At 71.5% G+C, this 20571-nt stretch carries 22 protein-coding genes; 19 read left to right on the forward strand and 3 right to left on the reverse strand.

Annotated features, from left to right (window positions below; translation table 11 throughout):
• Positions 1 to 11 precede the first annotated feature (11 nt).
• From Q8X39_RS11655 to paaZ, 3 genes are read left to right on the forward strand one after another with little or no spacing between them, the layout of a single operon-like run.
• Positions 12 to 1187 carry a 2Fe-2S iron-sulfur cluster-binding protein gene (locus Q8X39_RS11655; RefSeq protein WP_305749837.1) on the forward strand — a complete coding sequence of 392 codons (1176 nt, stop codon included), beginning with the start codon at positions 12 to 14 and terminating at the stop codon, positions 1185 to 1187.
• A 24-nt stretch (positions 1188 to 1211) separates the two neighbouring features.
• Complete coding sequence (locus tag Q8X39_RS11660; protein ID WP_305749838.1) at positions 1212 to 1889, forward strand: TetR/AcrR family transcriptional regulator; 678 nt, start codon at positions 1212 to 1214, stop codon at positions 1887 to 1889.
• Complete coding sequence (paaZ, locus tag Q8X39_RS11665; RefSeq protein ID WP_305749839.1) at positions 1886 to 3952, forward strand: phenylacetic acid degradation bifunctional protein PaaZ; 2067 nt, start codon at positions 1886 to 1888, stop codon at positions 3950 to 3952. Before Q8X39_RS11660 ends, paaZ begins: the two co-directional genes overlap by 4 nt.
• Positions 3953 to 4055: 103 nt before the next feature.
• Here the strand turns inward: paaZ and Q8X39_RS11670 are convergent, their stop codons facing one another.
• Complete coding sequence (locus tag Q8X39_RS11670; RefSeq protein ID WP_305749840.1) at positions 4056 to 4415, reverse strand: HU family DNA-binding protein; 360 nt, start codon at positions 4413 to 4415, stop codon at positions 4056 to 4058.
• A gap of 338 nt (positions 4416 to 4753) precedes the next feature.
• Here Q8X39_RS11670 and Q8X39_RS11675 point away from each other — a divergent pair, with 338 nt between their 5' ends.
• The 6 genes from Q8X39_RS11675 (at position 4754) to rpoH (ending at position 9782) form a co-directional block, all read left to right on the forward strand.
• A complete protein-coding gene (locus Q8X39_RS11675) occupies positions 4754 to 5401 on the forward strand; it encodes an outer membrane lipoprotein (RefSeq protein WP_305749841.1) in 648 nt (215 codons plus the stop codon).
• An 86-nt stretch (positions 5402 to 5487) separates the two neighbouring features.
• Positions 5488 to 6048 carry a DUF2796 domain-containing protein gene (locus Q8X39_RS11680; protein ID WP_305749842.1) on the forward strand — a complete coding sequence of 187 codons (561 nt, stop codon included), beginning with the start codon at positions 5488 to 5490 and terminating at the stop codon, positions 6046 to 6048.
• Positions 6049 to 6792 (forward strand): ABC transporter ATP-binding protein, encoded by a 744-nt coding sequence (locus tag Q8X39_RS11685; protein ID WP_305749843.1) that lies wholly within the window; start codon positions 6049 to 6051, stop codon positions 6790 to 6792. It begins immediately after the preceding gene.
• Complete coding sequence (locus tag Q8X39_RS11690) at positions 6789 to 8066, forward strand: ABC transporter permease (protein WP_305749844.1); 1278 nt, start codon at positions 6789 to 6791, stop codon at positions 8064 to 8066. Before Q8X39_RS11685 ends, Q8X39_RS11690 begins: the two co-directional genes overlap by 4 nt.
• 50 nt (positions 8067 to 8116) lie before the next feature.
• Positions 8117 to 8674 (forward strand): DUF3299 domain-containing protein, encoded by a 558-nt coding sequence (locus Q8X39_RS11695; RefSeq protein WP_305749845.1) that lies wholly within the window; start codon positions 8117 to 8119, stop codon positions 8672 to 8674.
• Positions 8675 to 8840: 166 nt separating this feature from the next.
• Positions 8841 to 9782 carry an RNA polymerase sigma factor RpoH gene (rpoH, locus tag Q8X39_RS11700; RefSeq protein ID WP_407068005.1) on the forward strand — a complete coding sequence of 314 codons (942 nt, stop codon included), beginning with the start codon at positions 8841 to 8843 and terminating at the stop codon, positions 9780 to 9782.
• Positions 9783 to 9908: 126 nt separating this feature from the next.
• Here the strand turns inward: rpoH and Q8X39_RS11705 are convergent, their stop codons facing one another.
• Positions 9909 to 11402: an aminotransferase-like domain-containing protein gene (locus Q8X39_RS11705; RefSeq protein ID WP_305749847.1), complete on the reverse strand. Its 1494-nt coding sequence runs from the start codon at positions 11400 to 11402 to the stop codon at positions 9909 to 9911.
• Between the two features lie 138 nt (positions 11403 to 11540).
• Here Q8X39_RS11705 and Q8X39_RS11710 point away from each other — a divergent pair, with 138 nt between their 5' ends.
• The 5 genes from Q8X39_RS11710 to Q8X39_RS11730 are packed head-to-tail and all read left to right on the forward strand — an operon-like array spanning position 11541 to position 15903.
• Complete coding sequence (locus Q8X39_RS11710; protein WP_305749848.1) at positions 11541 to 12167, forward strand: LysE family translocator; 627 nt, start codon at positions 11541 to 11543, stop codon at positions 12165 to 12167.
• 4 nt (positions 12168 to 12171) lie between these two features.
• Positions 12172 to 13089, forward strand: coding sequence for a DMT family transporter (locus tag Q8X39_RS11715; protein ID WP_305749849.1), 918 nt, complete (start codon positions 12172 to 12174; stop codon positions 13087 to 13089).
• Between the two features lie 39 nt (positions 13090 to 13128).
• The gene (locus tag Q8X39_RS11720; protein ID WP_305749850.1) at positions 13129 to 14340 is read left to right on the forward strand and encodes an aminotransferase-like domain-containing protein; all 1212 of its coding nucleotides are present in this window, start codon (positions 13129 to 13131) and stop codon (positions 14338 to 14340) included.
• Positions 14341 to 14353: 13 nt separating this feature from the next.
• On the forward strand, positions 14354 to 15226 hold the full coding sequence (locus tag Q8X39_RS11725; protein ID WP_305749851.1) for a PhzF family phenazine biosynthesis protein: 873 nt from the start codon (positions 14354 to 14356) through the stop codon (positions 15224 to 15226).
• Positions 15227 to 15231: 5 nt separating this feature from the next.
• Positions 15232 to 15903, forward strand: coding sequence for a VOC family protein (locus Q8X39_RS11730; RefSeq protein WP_305749852.1), 672 nt, complete (start codon positions 15232 to 15234; stop codon positions 15901 to 15903).
• A gap of 95 nt (positions 15904 to 15998) precedes the next feature.
• Here Q8X39_RS11730 and Q8X39_RS11735 read toward each other — a convergent pair whose 3' ends face one another.
• On the reverse strand, positions 15999 to 16451 hold the full coding sequence (locus tag Q8X39_RS11735; protein WP_305749853.1) for a c-type cytochrome: 453 nt from the start codon (positions 16449 to 16451) through the stop codon (positions 15999 to 16001).
• Between the two features lie 206 nt (positions 16452 to 16657).
• Here Q8X39_RS11735 and Q8X39_RS11740 point away from each other — a divergent pair, with 206 nt between their 5' ends.
• From Q8X39_RS11740 to atpB, 5 genes are all read left to right on the forward strand, one after another.
• The gene (locus tag Q8X39_RS11740; RefSeq protein WP_305749854.1) at positions 16658 to 17365 is read left to right on the forward strand and encodes a cytochrome b/b6 domain-containing protein; all 708 of its coding nucleotides are present in this window, start codon (positions 16658 to 16660) and stop codon (positions 17363 to 17365) included.
• 22 nt (positions 17366 to 17387) lie between these two features.
• Entirely contained in the window at positions 17388 to 17882 is a 495-nt protein-coding gene (locus Q8X39_RS11745; RefSeq protein ID WP_407068007.1) for a GNAT family N-acetyltransferase, read from the forward strand.
• A 138-nt stretch (positions 17883 to 18020) separates the two neighbouring features.
• Complete coding sequence (locus tag Q8X39_RS11750; protein WP_305749917.1) at positions 18021 to 18920, forward strand: SMP-30/gluconolactonase/LRE family protein; 900 nt, start codon at positions 18021 to 18023, stop codon at positions 18918 to 18920.
• Positions 18921 to 19123: 203 nt separating this feature from the next.
• Entirely contained in the window at positions 19124 to 19666 is a 543-nt protein-coding gene (locus Q8X39_RS11755) for an ATP synthase subunit I (protein ID WP_305749856.1), read from the forward strand.
• Entirely contained in the window at positions 19656 to 20537 is an 882-nt protein-coding gene (gene atpB, locus Q8X39_RS11760; RefSeq protein WP_305749857.1) for a F0F1 ATP synthase subunit A, read from the forward strand. Before Q8X39_RS11755 ends, atpB begins: the two co-directional genes overlap by 11 nt.
• Positions 20538 to 20571 lie beyond the last annotated feature (34 nt).

Here is a 20571-nt window from a genome sequence, read left to right on the forward strand (position 1 = left end):
GAGGACCGCCCATGAGTGTTCTCTTCCACCCGCTCCAGGTGCGCGCCATCGAGCCCGACACCGCCGAGGCCGTCATCGTCACCTTCGCGGTGCCAACCGGGCTGCGCGAGGCCTTCGGCTTCACCCAGGGCCAGTACCTGACGCTGCGCCACACGGTCGACGGCCAGGACCTGCGCCGCTCCTACTCGATCTGTGCGGGTGTCGACGACGGCGAACTCCGCGTGGGCGTGCGCAAGGTGCGCGGTGGCGTGTTCTCGAACTGGATCAACAGCGCGCTGAAGGTCGGCGACACGCTGCAGGTCATGGCCCCGCAGGGCCGCTTCTTCGTGCCGATCGAGCCGGGCGCGCGCCGCCACCACCTCGGCATCGCCGGCGGCAGCGGCATCACGCCCATCCTGTCCATCCTCAAGACCGTGCTGGCGCGCGAGCCGCACAGCCGCTTCACGCTGATCTACGGCAACCGCACGCTGCAGTCGACGATGTTCAAGGAGGCGCTGGAAGACCTCAAGAACCGCTACCTGACCCGGCTGGCGCTGCACCACGTCTTCTCCGACGAGCAGACCGACGTGACCGATGGCCCCCACGCGGCTGCGCAGCTGCCCCCCGAGGGGGCGCACGGCGGGCTTGGGGCGGCCCGGCGCCCGCCGCCGATCAACGCCGGCCTGATGAACCGCGACAAGCTCGGCGAGTTCCTGGCCACGCTGGTGCCGGCCGCGAGCATCGACCATGCCTATGTCTGCGGACCGTTCCAGATGAACGACGAGGCCGAGGCCGCGCTGCTGGCCGCTGGCGTTGACGAGTCGCGCATCCACATCGAGCGCTTCGGCATCTCCCAGCCGGCCGCCGGCAGCGCGGCCACGCAGGTCGGTGCGGTCATCCACGAGCCGCAGCCCGGCGACGCCGAACAGGCCCGCGTGACGCTGATCCGCGATGGCCTGAGCCGCGAGATCCTGTTCCGGCGCGACCAGCCCAGCATCCTCGACGCCGCCAGCGCGGCCGGCATGGAGCTGCCGTTCTCCTGCACCTCGGGCGTGTGCGGCACCTGCCGCGCCAAGGTGATGGAGGGCGAGGTCCGCATGGAGCGCAACTTCGCGCTCGACAAGGCCGAGGTTGCCGCCGGCCACGTGCTGTGCTGCCAGGCCCACCCGCTGACCGAGCGCGTGGTGCTGAGCTTCGACGCGCGCTGACGCGTCCGGCGCCCGCACCGATCGATGGCACGCCCCCGCGCCCCCGGCCACGACGAGCAGCGCGAGGCCATCCTCGGCCACGCGGCGGCGCTGTTCGCGGCCCAGGGCTACCCGAGCACGACGATGACCCAGGTCGCGGCTGCGGCCGGCCTGTCCAAGGCGGCGCTGTACCACTACGTCGCCGACAAGCAGCAGCTGCTGCGCGAGATCGCGCACACGCAGGTCGACCGCCTGCATGCCAGCGTCGACGGGGTCATCACCGGATTCGATGTCGACCGGACAGGCTCGCCTGATGAGCCACCCGAACGGGCGCTGGTGCGGGCGCTGGTCCATCACCTGGTGATGGCCTACGACGGCCGCAGCGACGCCCTGCGCGTGCTGACCGACGAGGTGCGTTACCTCGATGCCGACGAGCATGCCCGCCTGCTGCAGCGCCAGCGCGAGCTGGTCACGCGCATCGCGGACGCCATCGCGCGCTGGCAACCGGCGCTGGACTCGTCCGGCCTGGTCAAGCCGGTCACGATGCTGCTGTTCGGCATGGTGAACTGGCTGGGCACCTGGCTGCGGCCTGGCGGCGAGCTGGGCCACGCCGCGCTCGCGCCGCTGGTCGCCGAGCTGTTCGTGCGGGGCGTGCCCTGTGTCCGAGCGCCCCGTGTCCAGCCCGACACCGAAACGATTTCCTTCGGAGACCTTCCCACGTGAACACCCAGACGCATGCTCCCGTCCGCCAGCTGCAAAGCCACATCGCCGGTCGCTGGTTCGGCACGCAGCCCGGCGCGCTGCTGCGCAGCGCCGTCAACGGCCAGCCGGTCGCCCGCACCCATGCCGATGCGATCGACTTCGGCGAGGCGGTCGACTTCGCCCGCCGCGTCGGCGGTCCGGCCCTGCTGGCGCTGGACTTCCAGCAGCGCGCACAGCGCCTGAAGGCTCTGGCCAAGTACCTGCTCGAACACAAGGAGACGCTCTACGCGATCTCGGCCCACACCGGCGCGACCCGCGTGGACAGCGCGATCGACATCGAGGGCGGCACCGGCACGCTGTTCGCCTACGCCAGCATGGGCGGCAACGAGCTGCCCTCGGGCAACCTGATCCATGAAGGCCCGGCCACGCCGCTGGGCAAGACCAACCGCTTCGCCGGCAGCCACATCCTGGTGCCGCGCCAGGGCCTCGCGGTCCACATCAACGCCTTCAACTTCCCCGTCTGGGGCCTGCTGGAGAAGTTCGCGCCGTGCTTCCTCGCGGGCATGCCCTGCATCGGCAAGCCGGCCACCGCGACCAGCTACCTGACCGAGGCGCTGGTGCGCCTGGTCGACGCCAGCGGCATCCTGCCGCCCGGCGCGATGCAGCTGGTGATCGGTGGCACCGGCGACCTGCTCGACCGGCTCGACGGCCGCGACGTGGTCACCTTCACCGGCTCGGCCGACACCGCCGCGACGCTGCGCACGCATCCGAACGTGGTGCGCCAGTCCATCGCCTTCAACGCCGAGGCGGACTCGCTGAACTGCGCCATCCTGGCCCCGGACGTCACGCCCGACGACGAGGAGTTCGACCTCTACGTCAAGGAGGTGGCGCGCGAGATGACCGTCAAGGCCGGCCAGAAGTGCACCGCCATCCGCCGCGCCATCGTGCCGCGCCGGCACCTCGACGCGCTCGCGCAGGCGCTGCGTGCGCGGCTCGCCAAGACGGTGGTCGGCGATCCGTCGCTGGCCGCCGTGCGCATGGGCGCGCTGGCCTCGCAGGCGCAGCTGGCCGACGTGGCCGGGCGCGTCGCCCTGCTGCAGCAGGGTGCCGAGACCGTCTGCAGCGGCGCCGACGGCTTCGCGCCGCAGGGCGAGGGCGTGGCCGAAGGCGCGTTCTTCGCGCCGACGCTGCTGCTCAGCCGCCAGCCGCTGCAACACGATGCCGTGCACGACATCGAGGCCTTCGGCCCGGTCAGCACGCTGATGGCCTACGACGACCTCGACGAGGCGCTGGCGCTGGCCGCACGCGGTCGCGGCAGCCTGGTCGGCACGCTGGTGACGCGCGATCCGGCGGTGGCCGCCCGCGTCATCCCGGTGGCCGCGGCCCATCACGGCCGCATGCTGATCCTGGACCGCGAGGCCGCAGCCGAATCGACCGGCCATGGCTCGCCGCTGCCGATGCTCAAGCACGGTGGCCCGGGCCGCGCCGGCGGCGGCGAGGAACTCGGCGGCATCCGCGCCGTCCGGCACTACCTGCAGCGCGCCGCCATCCAGGGCTCGCCGACCATGCTGGCGGCCGTCACCGGCGAACACGTGCGCGGTGCGCAGGTGATCGAGACGGAGGTCCATCCCTTCCGCCGCCACTTCGAGGACCTGCGCATCGGCGAGAGCCTGCTGACGCACCGCCGCACCGTGACCGAGGCCGACATCGTCAACTTCGGCGGTGTCTCGGGCGACTACTTCTACATGCACTTCGACGCCATCGCCGCGCAGGACACGCAGTTCGGCCAGCGCATCGCGCATGGCTACTTCGTGCTGTCGGCCGCCGCCGGCCTGTTCGTCAGCCCGGCGCCCGGACCCGTGCTGGCCAACTACGGCCTGGACACGCTGCGCTTCGTCAAGCCCGTGCCGATCGGCGACACGATCCAGGCCCGCCTGACCGCCAAGCGCAAGATCGACCGCAACCGCACCGACGCCAGGGGCATCGGCCAGGGCGTGGTGGCCTGGGACGTCGAGGTCACCAACCAGCACGGCGAGCTGGTCGCGAGCTACGACATCCTGACGCTGGTCGCCAAACGGGCCTGACCCGCGCCCGATCCCCGGCAAGCCCGTTCCACACGGGCAGAAACGACAAGAGGCCCCGCGGGGCCTCTTGTCGTTGCACGACCGCGTCAGGCGCGGCGTGAGGTCACTTCTTCTTGGCGGCCTTCTTGGCCGGTGCCTTGGCGGCGGGCTTCGCGCCGGCGGCCTTGGCGGCCTTGCGCGCAGCGGCCTTCGGGTCGACGGCGGCCTTGAAGGCGGTGCCCGGGGTGAACTTGGGCAGCTTCACCGCAGCGATCTTGATCTTGTCGCCGGTGCCGGGATTGACGCCGTTGCGGGCCGCGCGCGAGTGCTGCTTGAACGTGCCGAAACCGGGCAGCGTCACCGAGCCGCCCTTCTTGACGGTCGTCACCACGGTGTCGAGCACGGTGGCGATGATGCGGCCGGCAGCGGCCTTGGTCAGGCCATGGTCGGTGGCCAGTTTCTCGATCAGTTCGGCTTTGTTCATGGGGCTCCTCTGGTGGGCTGGTTGGCCGCCGAGCGCTGGCGGACGGGGCGAATTGTCGCCGAGAGCGATCTGACACCCGCGTCGGCGGACACGGGCTGCGCTGGATCAGGCCACGGGCGTGATCGGATGTCAGTGTGGCCATGCCCGATTGACAGCCGCTTACAACTGTTCCGCCTGCGACTCGCCAGCGCGTGTCGGCGGCGCTCCAATCGCGCCCGTTGCAGGTTCTGGCCGGATGGCCTGAAGGCTCGACGGCCGGACCGCCTCGGCAACCGAAACGGGCGCATCGCCTGCCCGTCCCCGGACGACACGAACACACAGCAGAACGGAGTTCCCCCATGGCCCAGATCCTGGATCCCCACGTCGTCGACGTCACCCCCAACGCCCGCGCGTCCGGCGCGATGACCTCGGTGCCCGGCAGCCCCATCGCTGCCGCACCTGCGCGGTCGGTGCCGGCCGGCTGGATCGTCGGCGGCGTGATCGCCCTGCTGGCCGTCGGCGCGGGCGCCTACTTCGCCGGTCGGCAGTCGCCGACCGCACCGACCGAGGCCGCCGCTGCCGTCGCGCCGACCGGCAAGGCCGCCAACGCAGGCGCCGCCAAGGCCCCGGGCGTCCGATCGGACCGGGTCGACGCGTCGGCTCCTGCTCCGGTCTGCGGCAACTGCGGCGTGGTCGAGTCGGTCACCGCCGTCAAGCGCAAGGGTGAAGGCAGCGGTGTCGGCGCCGTCGCCGGCACGGTGGTCGGCGGGGCCGTCGGCAACCAGTTCGGCAAGGGCGACGGCCGCACCGCGATGACGGTGCTTGGCGCCATCGGCGGTGCGGTCGCCGGTCACGAGGTCGAGAAGCAGGTCAAGGCCACGACCGTCTACGTCGTCAAGGTCCGCACCGATGACGGCGAACTCCGCACCGTCGAGCAGGCCAGCGCGCCGGCCGTTGGTGCCCGCGTCAAGGTCGAGGGCAAGACGCTCAAGCCGCTGCAGGGCTGAAGGCCGGTCCCCGCGCGGGCGCGCTCGCCGGCGGCCTGACACCGGGATGTCACACGGGGCCCTCCGGGGCTTCCTATGATCCCGGCATGACGACCTCGCGCGGCCCCCGTGCCCTGTTTCCCTGGCTGATGCTCGCGGCAAGCCCGTGCCTGGTGGGCCTGGCGGGCCCGGCCCGGGCCCAGTCGCCCGCCGCCCACCAGCATGGCCAGGTCGACCTTGCGATCGGCCTGGACGGCCCGATGCTGACCCTCGCGCTCGAAGCCCCGCTCGACAGCCTGGTCGGCTTCGAGCATGCGCCGCGCACCGCCGCGCAGCGGCAGCTGGCGCAGGCCCTGCTCGCCCGCCTGCGCGTGCCGACTGGCCTGTTCACGCCGGACCCGGCGGCCGGCTGCACGCCGGGCGCGGCCGAGCTCGATGCCGGCGTGCTCGAACCCGGCGCGAAGCCATCGGCCAACGGCCATGCCGAGCTGTCGGCCACCTACACCTGGACCTGCACGAGCCCGGCCGCGCTGCGCAGCGTCGACCTGGCTGGACTGATGTCGGCCGCGCCGCGCATCGCCCGTGTCAACACCCAGGTCGCCGGTCCGCAAGGGCAGTTCAAGGTGACCCTCAGGCGCCCGGCCACCGTGCTGCGCTGGGGTCGCTGAATGTCCGGACGGCCCGACGCGGTGCCCGCCGCCGCCGCACCGCTGCTGCGCCTGAGTGGCCTGCGCCACGGCTGGCCCGGCGAGGCGCGCGACGTGCTCGACATCGACACGCTCGACCTCGCGGCCGGCCAGACCGCCTTCGTGCGCGGCCCGAGCGGCTGCGGCAAGAGCACGCTGCTGGCGTTGATCGCCGGCGTGCAGCGGGCCCGCGCCGGCAGCGTCGAGCTGCTGGGCCAGGACTGGGCCGGGCTGTCCGGCTCGGCCTGCGACCGCCGCCGGGCCGACCACATCGGCATCGTCTTCCAGCAGTTCAACCTGCTGCCCTACCTGAGCGTGCTCGACAACGTGCTGCTGCCGTGCCGGCTGTCGGCGCTGCGTGCCTCGCGAGCCGGTGCGGATGCCGCCACGCGCGAGCGCTCGGCCCGCGAGCTGCTCGACCGCGTCGGCCTGCGCGGCGAACTGGCCACGCGCCGGGCCGACCGGCTCAGCGTCGGCCAGCAGCAGCGCGTGGCGGCCGCCCGCGCGCTGGTCGGCGCGCCCGAACTCGTACTGGCCGACGAGCCGACCTCCGCGCTGGACGAGACCCGCCGCGACGCCTTCATGGACCTGCTGCTGGGCGCCTGCGCCGAGGCCGGCAGCACGCTGGTCTTCGTCAGCCACGACGCCCGCCTGGCGCCGCGCTTCGACCGCGTGATCGACCTGCCGACCCTCAACCGCGCCGCCACGGCCGAGGAGGCCGCATGAACGCCGCCCTGCTGTCGCTGGCCGCGCGCAGCGCCTGGAACCGGCGCGGCGTGCTGGCGCTGGTGGTCGCCTCGATCGCGCTGTCGACGCTGCTGCTGGTGGGCATCGAGCGCATCCGCCACGAGGTGCGCGAGAGCTTCTCGCAGTCGGTCTCCGGCACCGACCTGATCGTCGGTGCGCGCACCGGGCCGGTCCAGCTGATGCTGTATGCGGTCTTCCGCATCGGCAGCGCGACGAACAACATCAGCTGGGATGCCGCGCAGATGCTGGCCCAGCATCGCGCGGTCGCCTGGACCCTGCCGATCTCGCTGGGCGACAGCCACCGCGGCCATGCGGTGGTCGGCACCCGCGCGGCCTACTTCGAGCGCTTCCGCTACGGCGAGCGCCAGGCGCTGGCGCTGGCCGAGGGCCGCGCCTTCGTCGATGGCATCGAGGGTGTCTTCGATGTCGTGATTGGCTCGGAGGTTGCACACCGGCTCGGCTACCGGCTCGGTCAGCGCGTCGTGCTCAGCCATGGCGATGGCGCCATCGCGGCCAACGACCATGCCGACAAGCCGTTCAAGGTGGCCGGCATCCTCGCGCCCACCGGCACGCCGGTGGACCGCTCGCTGCATGTCTCGCTGGAGGCGATCGAGGCGCTGCACCTGGACTGGCAGGCCGGCGTGCCGATCGCCTCGATGGCCGTGCCGGCCGACCAGCTGGCGCAGCAGGACCTGACGCCGCGCAGCGTCACCGCCGTGCTGGTCGGGCTGAAGTCGCGCGCGGCGGTGTTCTCGGTCCAGCGCCAGGTCGCCAACCACCGCGCCGAACCGCTGATGGCGGTGCTGCCCGGCGTCGCGCTGGACGAGCTGTGGGAGGTCATCGGCGTGGGCGAGCGTGGCCTGCTGGCGGTCGGCGTGCTGGTGTCGGTGGTCAGCTTGGCCGGACTGGTCGCGGTGATCCTGGCCGGGCTGGCGCAGCGTCGACGCGAGCTGGCGATCCTGCGCACGGTCGGCTGCGGACCGCGCACGCTGCTGGCGCTGCTGGCACTCGAAGGCGCGCTGGTGACGTTGGCCGGCGTCGTGCTGGGCCTGCTGGCCGGCGCGCTGCTGCTGGCGCTGGGCGCGGACCTGATCCAGCAGCACACCGGCCTGCGCCCGGGCCTGGGCTGGCCCGGCGCGGACGAATGGCGCTGGGTCGGCGCGGTGCTGGCCGGTGGCTGGACCGCCAGCCTGCTGCCGGGCTGGCGCGCCTACCGCCTGTCGCTGACCGATGGCCTGTCGCCGCGCCTGTGACCTATGCACGTCTCGAAGCCAAGACCATCCCCATCCTGCGGAGCTCGACCATGAACGCTGTTTCCCCCCTCGAACGCCGCCGCCTGCTGCAACTGGCCCTGGCGGCCAGCCTGTCGGCCCTGTCGCCCTGGGGCCTCGCGGCCGAGCCGAAGGAGACCTCCTGGGACGCGCTGATGCCCAAGGGCTGGGACCCGATGAAGGGCTTCAAGGGCCGCAACTTGCAGAACCTGGTCGACGGCGACCCGAAGACGCAGGCCCTGATGGACGAGCTGCGCGCGGCCTGGGACCAGGCCCCGACGGTGGCCGAGATGGACGGCCGCAGCATCCGCATCGCCGGCTACGTCGTGCCGCTGGAAGAGGGCAAGGGTGAGCTGCGCGAGTTCCTGCTGGTGCCGTACTTCGGTGCCTGCATCCACACGCCGCCGCCGCCGGCCAACCAGATCATCCACGTCGAGCCGGACAAGCCGGTCAAGGGCATCAAGGGCATGGTGCCGGTCTGGGCCAGCGGCACGCTCAAGGTCCGGCGCGACGCGTCGACGATGGGCGTCAGCGGCTACCACCTCGATGCCGTGAAGGTCGAGCCGTACGAGGAACGTGCCGGGCGCTGATCGCCGCGGCAGATCGTTCGTTCGAGACGTCGTTCACGGTGTGCGCCACCCCGTGCGTTCAGGCTACGTGTCGGGATGCAAAGGCCTTGTTCCAGCTCTTAGCACTCTCAGGGGTCGACTGCTAACATCGAGGAACTCAAGGAGCCCAGACCCGTCTATGTCCACCATGAACCTGTCTGCTGCCACCGCCAACACCGCCGTCATCGTCCGCGACCCCTGGTCGCTGCTGCCGTCGCTGGGCAACCTGGACGCCTACATCAGTGCCGTCAACCGCCTGCCGCTGCTGACGCCCGAGGAAGAAGGTCGCTTCGCCCGCCAGCTGCGCGACGAGCAAAGCGTCGAAGCCGCCGGCCGCCTGGTGCTGTCGCACCTGCGCCTGGTCGTCTCGGTGGCGCGCCAGTACGTCGGCTACGGTCTGCCGCAGGGCGACCTGATCCAGGAAGGCAATGTCGGCCTGATGAAGGCCGTCAAGCGCTTCGACCCCGAGCAGGGCGTGCGCCTGGTGAGTTACGCGATGCACTGGATCAAGGCCGAGATCCACGAATACATCCTGAAGAACTGGCGCGTCGTGAAGCTTGCGACCACCAAGGCGCAGCGCAAGCTGTTCTTCAACCTGCGCTCGATGAAGCGCCAGCTCAAGGGCGTGGCCTCCGAGTCGCCCGACGGCGCGACCCACCGCAGCACCCTGACCGACGCCGAGATCGACACCGTCGCGCGTGAACTCAACGTCAAGCGCGAGGAGGTCATCGAGATGGAGGCCCGCTTCGCCGGCGGCGACGTCGCGCTCGAACCGGGTGCCGACGAGGACGACGAGAGCTACGCCCCGATCGCCTACCTTGCCGACGAGCGCCAGGAGCCGACCCGTGCGCTGGAAGCCCGCCACCGCGACGAGCTGGCCGGCCCCGGCCTCGTGCGCGCGCTGGACGTGCTCGACGCCCGCAGCCGCCGCATCGTCGAGCAGCGCTGGCTGCAGGTCAACGACGACGGCTCCGGCGGCATGACGCTGCATGAGCTGGCGGCCGAGTACGGCGTCAGCGCCGAACGCATCCGCCAGATCGAGGTCGCGGCGATGAAGAAGATGCGCAAGGCGCTTGTCGAGCACGCCTGACCAGCGCCTGCCCCTCGCCCGGCGGTTACGCCGGGCGATCCCCCGCGGGGATGGCGGGCCGGCTTGGGGCGGCCCGGCGCTCGGCCCGCTCGAACGCACCCGACACCAGATCCCGAACACCCAGCATCACGCCGGCCCCGAGCCGGCGTTTTTCATGGTCGACCGCGCTGCGGTGAACGCCTTCCAGAATGCCGCGTCCTGCGAGGAGGCGAAGTTGATGCGCATCGCGGTGCTGGGGCGGCGGTGGGCGTGGAACAGGCTGCCGGGAGCGATCAGCCAGCCGGCGTCGAGCAGGGGCAGGGCCAGGCGTTCGGTGTCGACGCCGGTGTCGACCCAGCCGAACAGGCCCTGCGGCGGCGTGATGAAGCGGCAACCGGCCGACTCGGCCAGGCGCACGCTGCGGCCGCGTGCGCTGGCCAGCAGGGCGTCGACCTTCTCGGCGTGGCGGCGCAGCAGGCCCTGTTCGAGGCAGACCGCGACGGCCTGTTCGAGCAGCGCCGGGCTGGTCAGCGTGCTCAGCATCTTGGCGTCGATCAGCCGCTCGACCAGCCCGGCCGGCGCGGCCAGGTAGCCAACCCGCCAGCTCGGCGCCAGGATCTTCGAGAAGCCGCTGACGTAGACCGTGCGCTGCAGCCCGTCCAGGGCCGACAGGCGCGGCGCGTGCGGCGGTGCCAGGTAGGCATAGGTGTCGTCCTCGGCGATCAGGAAATCGTGTGCCTGCGCCAGCTGCAGCAGGCGGTGCGCGGTGTGCAGGCCGAGCGTGTGGCCGGTCGGGTTGTGCAGCACCGACACGGTCACGTACAGCCGCGGCCGGTGCTCGCGGGCCAGCGCCTCCAGCACGGCCAGGTCCGGACCCTCGGCGTCGCGCGGCACCGGCAGCAGGCGCAGCCCCTGCCGCGACAGCCGTGCCGACTCGACCGCCCAGCCCGGGTCGTCGATCAGCACCGCATCGCCGGGCGCGAGCAGGGTGCGCGAGACCAGGTCCAGCGCATGCGTCGCGCCCACCGCCGTCACGATGCTGGCCGGCGTGGCGGGGATGCCCAGGTCCTGCAGACGCACCGACAGCGCCTCGCGCAGGCGCCGGTCACCAGCCGGCTCGCCGTAGAGCAGCGAGCTGGCCGCCGCGCCCGCATGCCGGTCGTCGGCCAGCACACGCCGCAGCGCACCGTGCAGCAACGGCAGGTCCAGCCAGGTCGCCGGCAGGGTGCCCAGGCCGGGCCCCGGCCTGCCGCCGCCGGCCTGGAACATGCCGCGGATCAGCGCGGTCGCGTCGATCGGGGCGACGCGCGGCGTGTGCGGGTCCTGCGGCCCGGGCCCGGCGGCGGGCGAGCTGCGGCTGCGCGGCGTCGACGCGTCGGGCTGCGGTCCGCGCACGAAGAAGCCGCGCTGCTTGCGGGCCTCGACCAGGCCTTGCGCCAGCAGCTGGTCGTAGGCCGCGACGACGGTGTGCGGGCTGACGCCATGCCGCCGCGCCGCATCGCGCACCGAGGGCAGCCGCGCGCCCGGCCCCAGCAGGCGCTGGCGGATGCGATCGGCGACCTGGCTGGCGAGCTGCTCGCTCAGGGTCTGGCCGCTGTGGCGGGTCAGGGGTGCGGCCGACAATGGCAGGTCGTTCTTCATGGGACGGCTCCGGCAGGGCGTGTATCGCCCGGATCGGCGACACAGATCGATGCTGTGATCGGGTCAACTGTACTGCACTTGTATTGTCGCTGGCGCCTAGACTGTGGCGCATGTTCCCCACCTTCCAAACGAGCCGCGATGCCGCTTGCCGACTACCTTGCGCTGCTGGCGATGATCACGGCGATGGCCTTCACGCCCGGTCCGAACACCACGCTGTCGACCGCGCTGGCCGCCAACCTGGGGCTGCGCCATGCGATGCGCTTCGTGCTGGCCGTGCCGGTGGGCTGGTTGCTGCTGCTGCTCGGTGCCAGCCTGGGCGTGGCCGGCGCGGTGCAGGCCTGGCCGCCACTGGGCTGGGTGATCCAGGCGATCGGCCTGGGCTACATGACGTTGCTGGCCTGGCGGCTCTGGCACGCGCGGCATCTGTCCGAGGCCGATGCGGCCCAGCTGGGCGTGGGCTTCCGCGAGGGCGTGGCGCTGCAGTTCGTCAACATCAAGGCCTGGATGGCCGCGCTGACCGTCAGCGCCGGCTGGGTGCTGCCCGGGCCGCTGGGCGAGCGCTTGCTGGTGGTCGTGCCCACCATGATGTTCTATGCCTTCGCCAGCAACTTCAGCTACGCGCTGATCGGCGCGCTGCTGCGGCGCTGGCTGGCGCAGGGCCGGCGTCTGCTGGTCTTCAACCGGGCCATGGCGACGCTGCTGGCGCTGACCGCGCTGTGGCTGGCGCTGGGTGGTGCTGCGCTGGGTGGTGCCGCGCGGGGCTGAGCGCATGAGCGCCGCCCCGTCCCACCCCTCGCGCCGCGACGAGGCCCGCGGGCTCTGGCTGGGCCTGCTGGGCGTGCTGATCTTCGCGCTGACCTTCCCGATGACGCGGCTGGCGGTCGGCCCGCAGGACGCGCCGCAGCTGCCGCCTTTCTTCGTGACCGCCGCCCGCGCCGCCGGTGCCGGCCTGCTCAGCGCGGCCTGGCTGCTGTGGCAGCGCGCCAGCCGGCCGCGCCGCGACGAGTGGCTGCCGCTGGCCGTCAGCGCGCTGGGCACCGTGCTCGGCTTTCCGCTGTTCATCGCGCTGGCGCTGCGCCAGGTGCCGGCCATGCATGCGGCCGTCGTGACGGGCGTGCTGCCGCTGGCGACCGCCGCGCTGGCCGCCGTGCGGCTGCGCCAGCGGCCGTCGACCGGCTTCTGGCTCTGCGCGGTCGGCGGCTGCGCGCTGGTGCTGGCCTTTGCCTGGCAGGCGGGTGGCGGCGGCCTGGTGCTGGCCGACCTCTGGCTGCTGCTGGCGGTGCTGAGCGCGGCGACCGGCTACGTGTCGGGCGCGCAGTTGTCGGCCCGCCGGCCGGCCGAGCAGGTCATCGGCTGGGTGCTGGCCTGCAGCCTGCCGCTGACCGTGCCGGCCGCGCTGCTGGCCTGGCCGGAGGCGCCGGCCCGCGCCGCATCCTGGGGCGCGCTGGGCTACCTGACGGTGTTCTCGATGTGGCTGGGCTTCTTCGCCTGGTACCGCGCGCTGGTGCTGGGCGGCATGGTGCGCGTCAGCCAGGTGCAGCTGGTCCAGCCCTTCCTGGCGCTGCTGATGGCCGTGCCGGTGCTGGGCGAGCCGCTCGAAGCCGTGACGCTCGGCTATGCGCTGGCCGTGCTCGCGCTGGTGCTGATCGGCAAGCGCCTGCCGGTGCGCGCCGTGTCGCCACGCTGACAATCGATCCCTGGACCTGCTGACCGTACGGAACCCGACATGACCTCGACCTCGCACCCTTCGACCTCACCCTGGCACCTGGCGCAGCGCGCCGCGCGGCTGAACCCGTCGGTCATCCGCGAGATCCTCAAGGTCACCGAGCAGCCCGGCATCCTGTCGCTGGCCGGCGGCCTGCCCTCGCCCGACGCCTTTCCGATCGAGGCCATGCGCGAGGCGAGCGAGCGCGTGCTGCGCGACCACCCGCGCGAGGCGCTGCAGTACGCCGCCAGCGAAGGCTACGGCCCGCTGCGCGACTGGGTGGCCGAGCACCTCAAGACCCAGGGCCTGGCCGTGCAGGCCAGCCAGGTGCTGATCACGACCGGCTCGCAGCAGGGCCTGGACCTGGTTGCGAAGGTGCTGGTCGATCCGGGCGCGCCGGTGGCCGTCGAGACGCCGACCTACCTCGGCGCGCTGCAGGCCTTCTCGCCCTTCGAGCCGCGTTTCATCCCGGTCGACAGCGACGAGCAGGGCGCGCGGCCCGAGTCGCTGCGCTCGCTGTCGATGCATGCGCCGGCCGGCCGCTTCTTCTACGTCCTGCCCAACTACCAGAACCCCACCGGCCGGGTGATGGGCGAGGCCCGCCGCGTCGCGCTGGTCGAGGCGGCCGAGCAGTGCGGCGTGCCGCTGGTCGAGGACAACCCCTATGGCGACCTCTGGTACGACGCACCGCCGCCGCCCGCGCTGAGTGGCCGCTGGGCCGAGGGCTCGGTCTACCTGGGCTCGTTCTCGAAGGTGCTGGCGCCGGGCCTGCGGCTGGGCTACGTGGTCGCACCGCCGGCGCTCTACCCCAAGCTGCTGCAGGCCAAGCAGGCGGCCGACCTGCACACGCCGGGCTACAACCAGCGCATCGTGCATGCGGTCATCGCCGACGGCTTCCTGGACCGCCACCTGCCGACCGTGCGCGCGCGCTACAAGGCCCAGCGCGACGCGATGCAGCAGGCCCTGACGCGCCACCTGCCGGCCGGCACACGCTGGCAGCCGCCGCAGGGCGGCATGTTCTTCTGGCTCACGCTGCCCGACGGCTGCGACGCGCTGGCGCTGCTGCCGCAGGCGGTCGAGGCCGGCGTCGCCTACGTGCCTGGCGCGGCCTTCTATGCCGACCATGCCGACACGCGCACGCTGCGCCTGTCCTTCGTGACGCTGAGCCCCGAGCAGATCGATGCCGCCGTCGCGCTGCTGGGCGGCGTGCTGCGTCGCCACCTCGAACGCTGAGCCGGAGTCCCGCATGCCGAACCCGTCCCGCCGCTACGCCCAGGTCGACGTCTTCAGCGCCGTGCCCCTGCTCGGCAACCCCCTCGCGGTCGTGGTCGATGCCGAGGGCCTGGACGACGCCACGATGCAGGCCTTTGCCCGCTGGACCCAGCTGAGCGAGACGACCTTTCTGCTGCCGCCGACCGATCCGGCCGCCGACTACCGGGTGCGCATCTTCACGCCCGGCCGCGAGCTGCCCTTTGCCGGCCACCCGACGCTGGGCAGCTGCCAGGTCTGGCTGGACCACGGCGGCCGGCCACAGCACGATGGCGAGGTGGTGCAGCAATGTGGCGTCGGCCTGGTGCGCATCCGCCGACAGGTCCGGGAGGACGGCCACGCGCGGCTCGCGTTCGCGGCGCCGCCGTTGCGCCGCAGCGGTCCGGTCGATGCGGGGCTGCACGCGCAGGTGCTGGCCGCGCTGCAACTGCCGGCCGAGGCGGTGCGGGCGGTCCACTGGGTCGACAACGGCCCGCCGTGGATCGCCGCGCTGCTGCACGACGCAGCGGCGGTGAACGCGCTGCGGCCCGATCCGGCCTTCATGCGCGGGCTCGAACTGGGTGTCGTCGGCGCCTACCCCCAGGGCAGCGATCTGGACTTCGAGGTGCGTGCCTTCGTGCCCGAGCTGGGCGTGCCGGAAGACCCGGTCACCGGCAGCCTCAACGCCGGCATCGCGCAGTGGCTCATCGGTGCCGGGCTGGCGCCGCGCCGCTATGTCGCCGGACAGGGCCGGGCGCTGGGCCGCGACGGGCGCATCCACGTCGAGGCCGAGGCCGGCGCCGACGGCGACACGGTCTGGATCGGCGGCGACGTTTGCGGGCTGATCGCCGGCAGCGTCCGTCTATCCTGAGCGCCATGCACGTCGAACCCGATCACCTCGTCCTGGCCTGCCGCGATCTCGACAGCGGCGCGCGCTGGCTGGCGCAGCGCCTGGGCGCCGAGCCCGTCGCCGGCGGTCGCCATGCCTTCATGGGCACGCACAACCGCCTGCTGCAGGTCAGCTCGCCGACCCACGCGCGCTGCTACCTCGAACTGATCGCGATCGACCCGGACGCGCCCGCGCCGGCCCGGCCGCGCTGGTTCGGGCTCGACGATGCCGCGCTGCAGGCCCGCCTGGCCGACGCGCCCGAACTGGTCGCCTGGGTCGGCCGTTCGCCGCAGGTCGACATGCACCGCTGGGGCCTGATCACGATCGGCCTCCAGCCAGGCACCCTCGTGGCGACCGAGCGTGCGGTGCCCGGTTCGGCGACGCCGTTGCGCTGGCAGGTCGTGCTGCGCGAGGACGGCGCGACCTTGCTGGGCGGCGCGGTGCCGGTGCTGATCCAGTGGCAGGGCGGCCACCCCTGCGATGGCCTGCCCGCCAGCCCGGTGGCGCTGCGCCGCCTGGTCGTTCGCGGCCTGCCGCCTCGCGCAGCCGAGGTCATGCGCCTGCGCGGCGTGCAGCGCGACGAGGTGCCCGACGCGCCGGTGCTGTCGGCCACCTTCGACACGCCGATCGGCGAAGTCGTGCTGCGCAGCGCGACCTGAGCAGGCGACGTCGGGCCGATCGGGGCACGGCCATGAAAAAGGCCCGTCGATGACGGGCCTGTTCGATGACGCGAGCGGGCCGCAGCCCGCCAGCATCACTCCTTGCGGTAGTCGTCGTGGCAGCCCTTGCAGGTCTTGCCGGTCTCGCCGAAGGCGGCCTTGAACTGGTCGGCATTGCCGGACTTGGCGGCGACGTTCAGCGCGGCCATCGCGTCCTGCATCTTCTTGGCGGCGGCGTTGAACTTCTCGGTCTCGGACCAGATCTCGGCCTTCGCCTTGGTGTCGCCCTTGTCGGTGCCGGGCACGAAGCCGGCGAACGGCAGGCTCGACATCGACGCGGCGATCGCGATGTTGTCAGCGACGGTCTTGGCATCGAACGGCACGCGGCCCTGGGCCATCGGGCCGAGGCGACCGAAGTGGGAGGCCATCACCGTGAAGGCGGCCTTGCGGTACTTGATGGCGTCTTCAGGCTTCTGGAACTGCGCAGCGGCCGGCAGGGCCAGCATCAGTCCAACGGAGGCGCTCAGGGCCAGGGTGAGGCGTTTCATCGACGGTGACTCCAGTGCATTCGTGACGGTTTCGTGAGGTGCGCGCTCTGAGGCAGGTCAAGACCTGTCCAGAAGCTGACTCAGTGTACGCTTGGGTTCCGTGAATTTAAGACGCACTTCATCTGCGTGATCCGTGCGCAACAGCGTGGGGATCGGGCTTCCTGGCGCGCGGCGTCCGCGTCGATGACCGAGGATGGACCGCTACGATGACGGCCGTGAACCGCGCTGAAACCTCTTCCGCCAACGTGCGCCGCGTGCGCGTCTGGGACCTGCCGACGCGGCTGTTCCACTGGACCTTGCTGGTCTGCGTCCTCGGGTCCGTCGTGACCGCCAAGGTCGGTGGCAACGCCACCGTCTGGCACTTCCGGCTGGGCCTGGCGACGCTGGCGCTGATCGCCTTCCGGCTGGTCTGGGGCCTGGTCGGCGGGCGCTGGTCGCGCTTCACGTCCTTCATCTACGGCCCCGGTGCGGTGCTGCGCTACCTGCGTGGCCAGCCGCGCCCGGGCGAGCACTTCGAGGTCGGCCACAACCCGCTCGGCAGCCTGTCGGTGTTCGGGCTGCTGGGCATCCTGGCCGTCCAGGTCGCCACCGGCCTGGTGGCCGACGACGAGATCGCCAGCACCGGTCCGCTGATCACCTTCGTCAGCGGCGCGGTGTCCAGCGCGGCGACCGCCTGGCACCGCACCGGCGGGCAGTGGCTGATCTTGGCGCTGGTCGGCCTGCATGTCGCGGCGATCGTGTTCTACCGCCTGCACAAGCGTGTCGACCTGGTCGGGCCGATGCTGCATGGCGACAAGCTGCTCGCGGTCGAGGCACCCGACACCGGCGACACCGCGCTGCGGCGTGTGCTGGCCCTGCTGATCGGCGCGGCCTGCGCGGCACTGGCCATCTGGGTGAACTCCTTCGGGGCTTGACGTGGACGACGCGATACCGGCGCTGTCGCTGGTCCGGGCCGAGTCCCCGGAATCGATCGAGGCGGTGCGTCTGGTGTTCCACGAATACGCCGCCAGCCTCGGCATCGACCTGTGCTTCCAGGGCTTCGAGGACGAGCTGGCCGGCCTGCCCGGCGACTATGCCGAGCCGCGTGGCCTGCTGCTGCTGGCGATGGTCGACGGCGAGGTCGCCGGCTGCGGCGCCTTCCGGCCACTGCCCGATGCCGACGAGCCCAATGCCTGCGAGATGAAGCGCCTGTTCGTGCGCCGCGCCTTCCGCCGTTTTGGCTTCGGCCGGCTGATCGCCGAGCACCTGCTCGACCGTGCCCGCGAGGCCGGCTACTCGTCGATGTACCTCGACACGCTCGACGACATGGAGGCCGCGCGCGAGCTCTACGCCTCGCTCGGCTTCACCGAGGTGCCGCCGTACTACTACAACCCGATCCCTGGCGCGCACTACCTGCGGGCCGACCTGTCGGACGGCGTCACGCGGTACTAGCTCCGGCCGACGACGGGCCGCGCCGGCTCGCGCCCGCCCGGGTCGGGACATGCCCGGAGCGGCGCGGTTACCGCGAGGTACGGCCTTAGCATCGCGCCGCCGCCGACCCCGGCGTACCGCTATCCGGAGACCGTGCCCATGCATCCCGACGACGACATCCGACCGGTTACCGAGCAGGCCCTGCTCGGTGAATCGCCGATGTGGCACCCGACCGAACAGGTCCTGTATTGGTGCGACATTCCCGGCCGCCGCCTCCACCGGCTCGATCCGGCCACCGGCGCGACGCGGCACTGGGACTTTCCGGTCGAGCCGTCCTGCTGCGCGCCGCTGCTCGGCGGTGGCCTGCTGCTGGGCATGCGCGATGGCATCTGGCGCTTCGACCCCGGGACCTCCGGCCGCGCCCGACTGTCCGCACCGCCCTACGACGTCGCCAGCGAGCGCTTCAACGACGGCAAGTGCGACCCGCAGGGCCGTTTCTGGGTCGGCACCATCCACGAGCCGCGTCAGCCGCAGGCCGCGCTGTACCGCTGGCAGCCGGGCGCGCTGGACCGTGTCGCCGGCGACATCACCGTCAGCAACGGCCTGGCCTGGAGCCCGGACGGCCGCACGCTGTACTGGTCCGACACCAAGGCCCATCGCATCAGCGCCTTCGACTTCGATCCGGCCGAGGGCAGCCTGAGCCGCGAGCGCGTCTTCATGGACTTCCCCGTCAAGCAGGCCGGCCAGGACCTGTCGACCTACGGCGGTCGGCCCGACGGCGCGGCGGTCGACAGCGAAGGCTGCTACTGGGTGGCGATGTTCGAGGGCCAGCGCCTGCTGCGCATCGCGCCGGACGGGCGGATCGTGCGCGAGGTCCGCCTGCCGGTGCGGTGTCCGACCATGCCCTGCTTCGGCGGCGCCGACCTGCGCACGCTCTACATCACGACCTCGCGCGAGAACCGCCCCGAGGCCGAGCTCGCCGCGCAGCCCTGGGCCGGTTGCGTGCTCGCGATGCGGGTCGACGTGCCTGGACTGCCGGCGCATTTCGGGCGAGCCTGAGCCACATCCGAGGGCCGGTCAGCAAGTCATTTCCGGGCGACCTTCGGGGCTATCCCAAGCGTCGTGACCGTTTGTTGTTTTCAGCGCACGTTCGCGGTGCGGCTGCCCCGGGTTGGTGTTTTGCCGCTCAGGAAGTGGCTGGAAGTGTGGGGGTTTCCACGTACAATTCGCCGGCTTTGCTGGACCCGACCGGAAGAACGCCCATGTCCACGGTTTCACGAGAACCCGACGGCGAACCCGACAAGGCGTGGCGCGACAGTCCGGTCGATCCCAACGAGGCTGAAGAGCCGATCAAGGTCTGGACCCGTGAAGAGGTCCTGGCCATGAGGTCTCGCCATCCGCTGCTGTCTCCCTGGCGGGTGGTTGCGGCGCAAGCCGCGGCGGGTTGCCTGCTGGCCATCTTCGCGTGGCTGCTGGCAGATCGTCAGGAAGTTGTGTGGTCCGCGCTGTATGGTTCGGCCGCCGTGGTTCTGCCCAACGCCTTGATGGCGCGCGGGATGGGCCGGCTTCAGGTCGAGAAGGCGGGCGCTGCGGCGTTCGGCTTCATGGTCTGGGAGTTCGCGAAAGTTGCATTGACCGTCGCCATGCTGGCGGCGGCGGTGAAGGTTGTGCCCGATCTGAGCTGGCCAGCGTTGTTGGTCGCCGTGGTCGTGTGCCTCAAGATGAATTGGCTGGCTCTGCTGTTGCAGGGCTGGAAGATCAAACGGTCTCCGGACCAGCGTTCGAGTACCCACGATGGCTGCTGAAGGACAAGTTGCGGAACACGGCCCGAAGGCGGGCGAGTACATCGTTCATCACCTGCAGCATCTGCAGAAGAACTTTGACTTCCAGAGCGTCAAGCAGACGTCGATCGTCGATTTCAGCGTGTTCAACCTGGATTCGGTCTTCTATTCGATCGTGCTGGGCGTGATCGGCTGCTTCCTGATGTGGCGCGCCGCTCGCGCCGCGACTTCGGGTGTTCCGGGTCGTTTCCAGGCTGCGGTCGAGATCCTCGCGGAGATGGTCGAGAACCAGGCCAAGGGCGTCATCCACAACGCCAAGAGCCGCAAGCTGGTCTCCCCGCTGGCGCTGACCGTGTTCGTCTGGATCTTCCTGATGAACTTCATGGACATGCTGCCGGTCGACCTGATCCCCCAGTTCTGGCACTCGGCAGGTCCCGCGCTGGGATTCAAGGACTACATGCGCGTCGTGCCGACGGCCGACCTGTCGACCACGCTCGGCCTGTCGACCAGCGTGCTGCTCGTCTGCGTGTTCTACAACATCAAGATCAAGGGCATTGGCGGCTGGGCGCATGAGCTCGTGGCCGCGCCGTTCGGCGACAAGGTCGTGCTCTACCCGGTCAACTTCCTGATGCAGATGATCGAGTTCCTCGCCAAGACCGTGTCCCACGGCATGCGACTGTTCGGCAACATGTTTGCCGGCGAACTCGTGTTCATGCTGATCGCCCTCATGGGCGGTGCCTTCACCCTCAGCGCCACCGGCATCGGCCTGGCGATCGGTCACCTGATCGCGGGCACGGTCTGGACGCTGTTCCACATCCTCGTGATCACGCTTCAGGCCTTCATTTTCATGATGCTGACGCTGATCTACGTGGGTCAGGCGCACGACGCGCACTGAGTCCGAGGCGTCGTCCGGCCCTCACTGCTCCCTC

This window comes from Leptothrix discophora (genome assembly GCF_030705305.1).
Taxonomy (GTDB): domain Bacteria; phylum Pseudomonadota; class Gammaproteobacteria; order Burkholderiales; family Burkholderiaceae_C; genus Sphaerotilus; species Sphaerotilus discophorus.

What these genes read in the sequence shown, in the direction of transcription:
- Q8X39_RS11720 (WP_305749850.1), top strand. Translation starts at nt 13,129, where the DNA reads ATGACCTCGACCTCGCACCCTTCGACCTCACCCTGGCACCTGGCGCAG.
- Q8X39_RS11670 (WP_305749840.1), bottom strand. Translation starts at nt 4,415, where the DNA reads ATGAACAAAGCCGAACTGATCGAGAAACTGGCCACCGACCATGGCCTG.
- Q8X39_RS11735 (WP_305749853.1), bottom strand. Translation starts at nt 16,451, where the DNA reads ATGAAACGCCTCACCCTGGCCCTGAGCGCCTCCGTTGGACTGATGCTG.
- Q8X39_RS11655 (WP_305749837.1), top strand. Translation starts at nt 12, where the DNA reads ATGAGTGTTCTCTTCCACCCGCTCCAGGTGCGCGCCATCGAGCCCGAC.
- Q8X39_RS11725 (WP_305749851.1), top strand. Translation starts at nt 14,354, where the DNA reads ATGCCGAACCCGTCCCGCCGCTACGCCCAGGTCGACGTCTTCAGCGCC.
- rpoH (WP_407068005.1), top strand. Translation starts at nt 8,841, where the DNA reads ATGAACCTGTCTGCTGCCACCGCCAACACCGCCGTCATCGTCCGCGAC.
- Q8X39_RS11750 (WP_305749917.1), top strand. Translation starts at nt 18,021, where the DNA reads ATGCATCCCGACGACGACATCCGACCGGTTACCGAGCAGGCCCTGCTC.
- atpB (WP_305749857.1), top strand. Translation starts at nt 19,656, where the DNA reads ATGGCTGCTGAAGGACAAGTTGCGGAACACGGCCCGAAGGCGGGCGAG.
- Q8X39_RS11695 (WP_305749845.1), top strand. Translation starts at nt 8,117, where the DNA reads ATGAACGCTGTTTCCCCCCTCGAACGCCGCCGCCTGCTGCAACTGGCC.
- Q8X39_RS11740 (WP_305749854.1), top strand. Translation starts at nt 16,658, where the DNA reads ATGACGGCCGTGAACCGCGCTGAAACCTCTTCCGCCAACGTGCGCCGC.
- Q8X39_RS11715 (WP_305749849.1), top strand. Translation starts at nt 12,172, where the DNA reads ATGAGCGCCGCCCCGTCCCACCCCTCGCGCCGCGACGAGGCCCGCGGG.
- Q8X39_RS11710 (WP_305749848.1), top strand. Translation starts at nt 11,541, where the DNA reads ATGCCGCTTGCCGACTACCTTGCGCTGCTGGCGATGATCACGGCGATG.
- Q8X39_RS11755 (WP_305749856.1), top strand. Translation starts at nt 19,124, where the DNA reads ATGTCCACGGTTTCACGAGAACCCGACGGCGAACCCGACAAGGCGTGG.
- Q8X39_RS11690 (WP_305749844.1), top strand. Translation starts at nt 6,789, where the DNA reads ATGAACGCCGCCCTGCTGTCGCTGGCCGCGCGCAGCGCCTGGAACCGG.
- Q8X39_RS11675 (WP_305749841.1), top strand. Translation starts at nt 4,754, where the DNA reads ATGGCCCAGATCCTGGATCCCCACGTCGTCGACGTCACCCCCAACGCC.
- Q8X39_RS11705 (WP_305749847.1), bottom strand. Translation starts at nt 11,402, where the DNA reads ATGAAGAACGACCTGCCATTGTCGGCCGCACCCCTGACCCGCCACAGC.
- Q8X39_RS11660 (WP_305749838.1), top strand. Translation starts at nt 1,212, where the DNA reads ATGGCACGCCCCCGCGCCCCCGGCCACGACGAGCAGCGCGAGGCCATC.
- Q8X39_RS11730 (WP_305749852.1), top strand. Translation starts at nt 15,232, where the DNA reads ATGCACGTCGAACCCGATCACCTCGTCCTGGCCTGCCGCGATCTCGAC.
- Q8X39_RS11680 (WP_305749842.1), top strand. Translation starts at nt 5,488, where the DNA reads ATGACGACCTCGCGCGGCCCCCGTGCCCTGTTTCCCTGGCTGATGCTC.
- Q8X39_RS11685 (WP_305749843.1), top strand. Translation starts at nt 6,049, where the DNA reads ATGTCCGGACGGCCCGACGCGGTGCCCGCCGCCGCCGCACCGCTGCTG.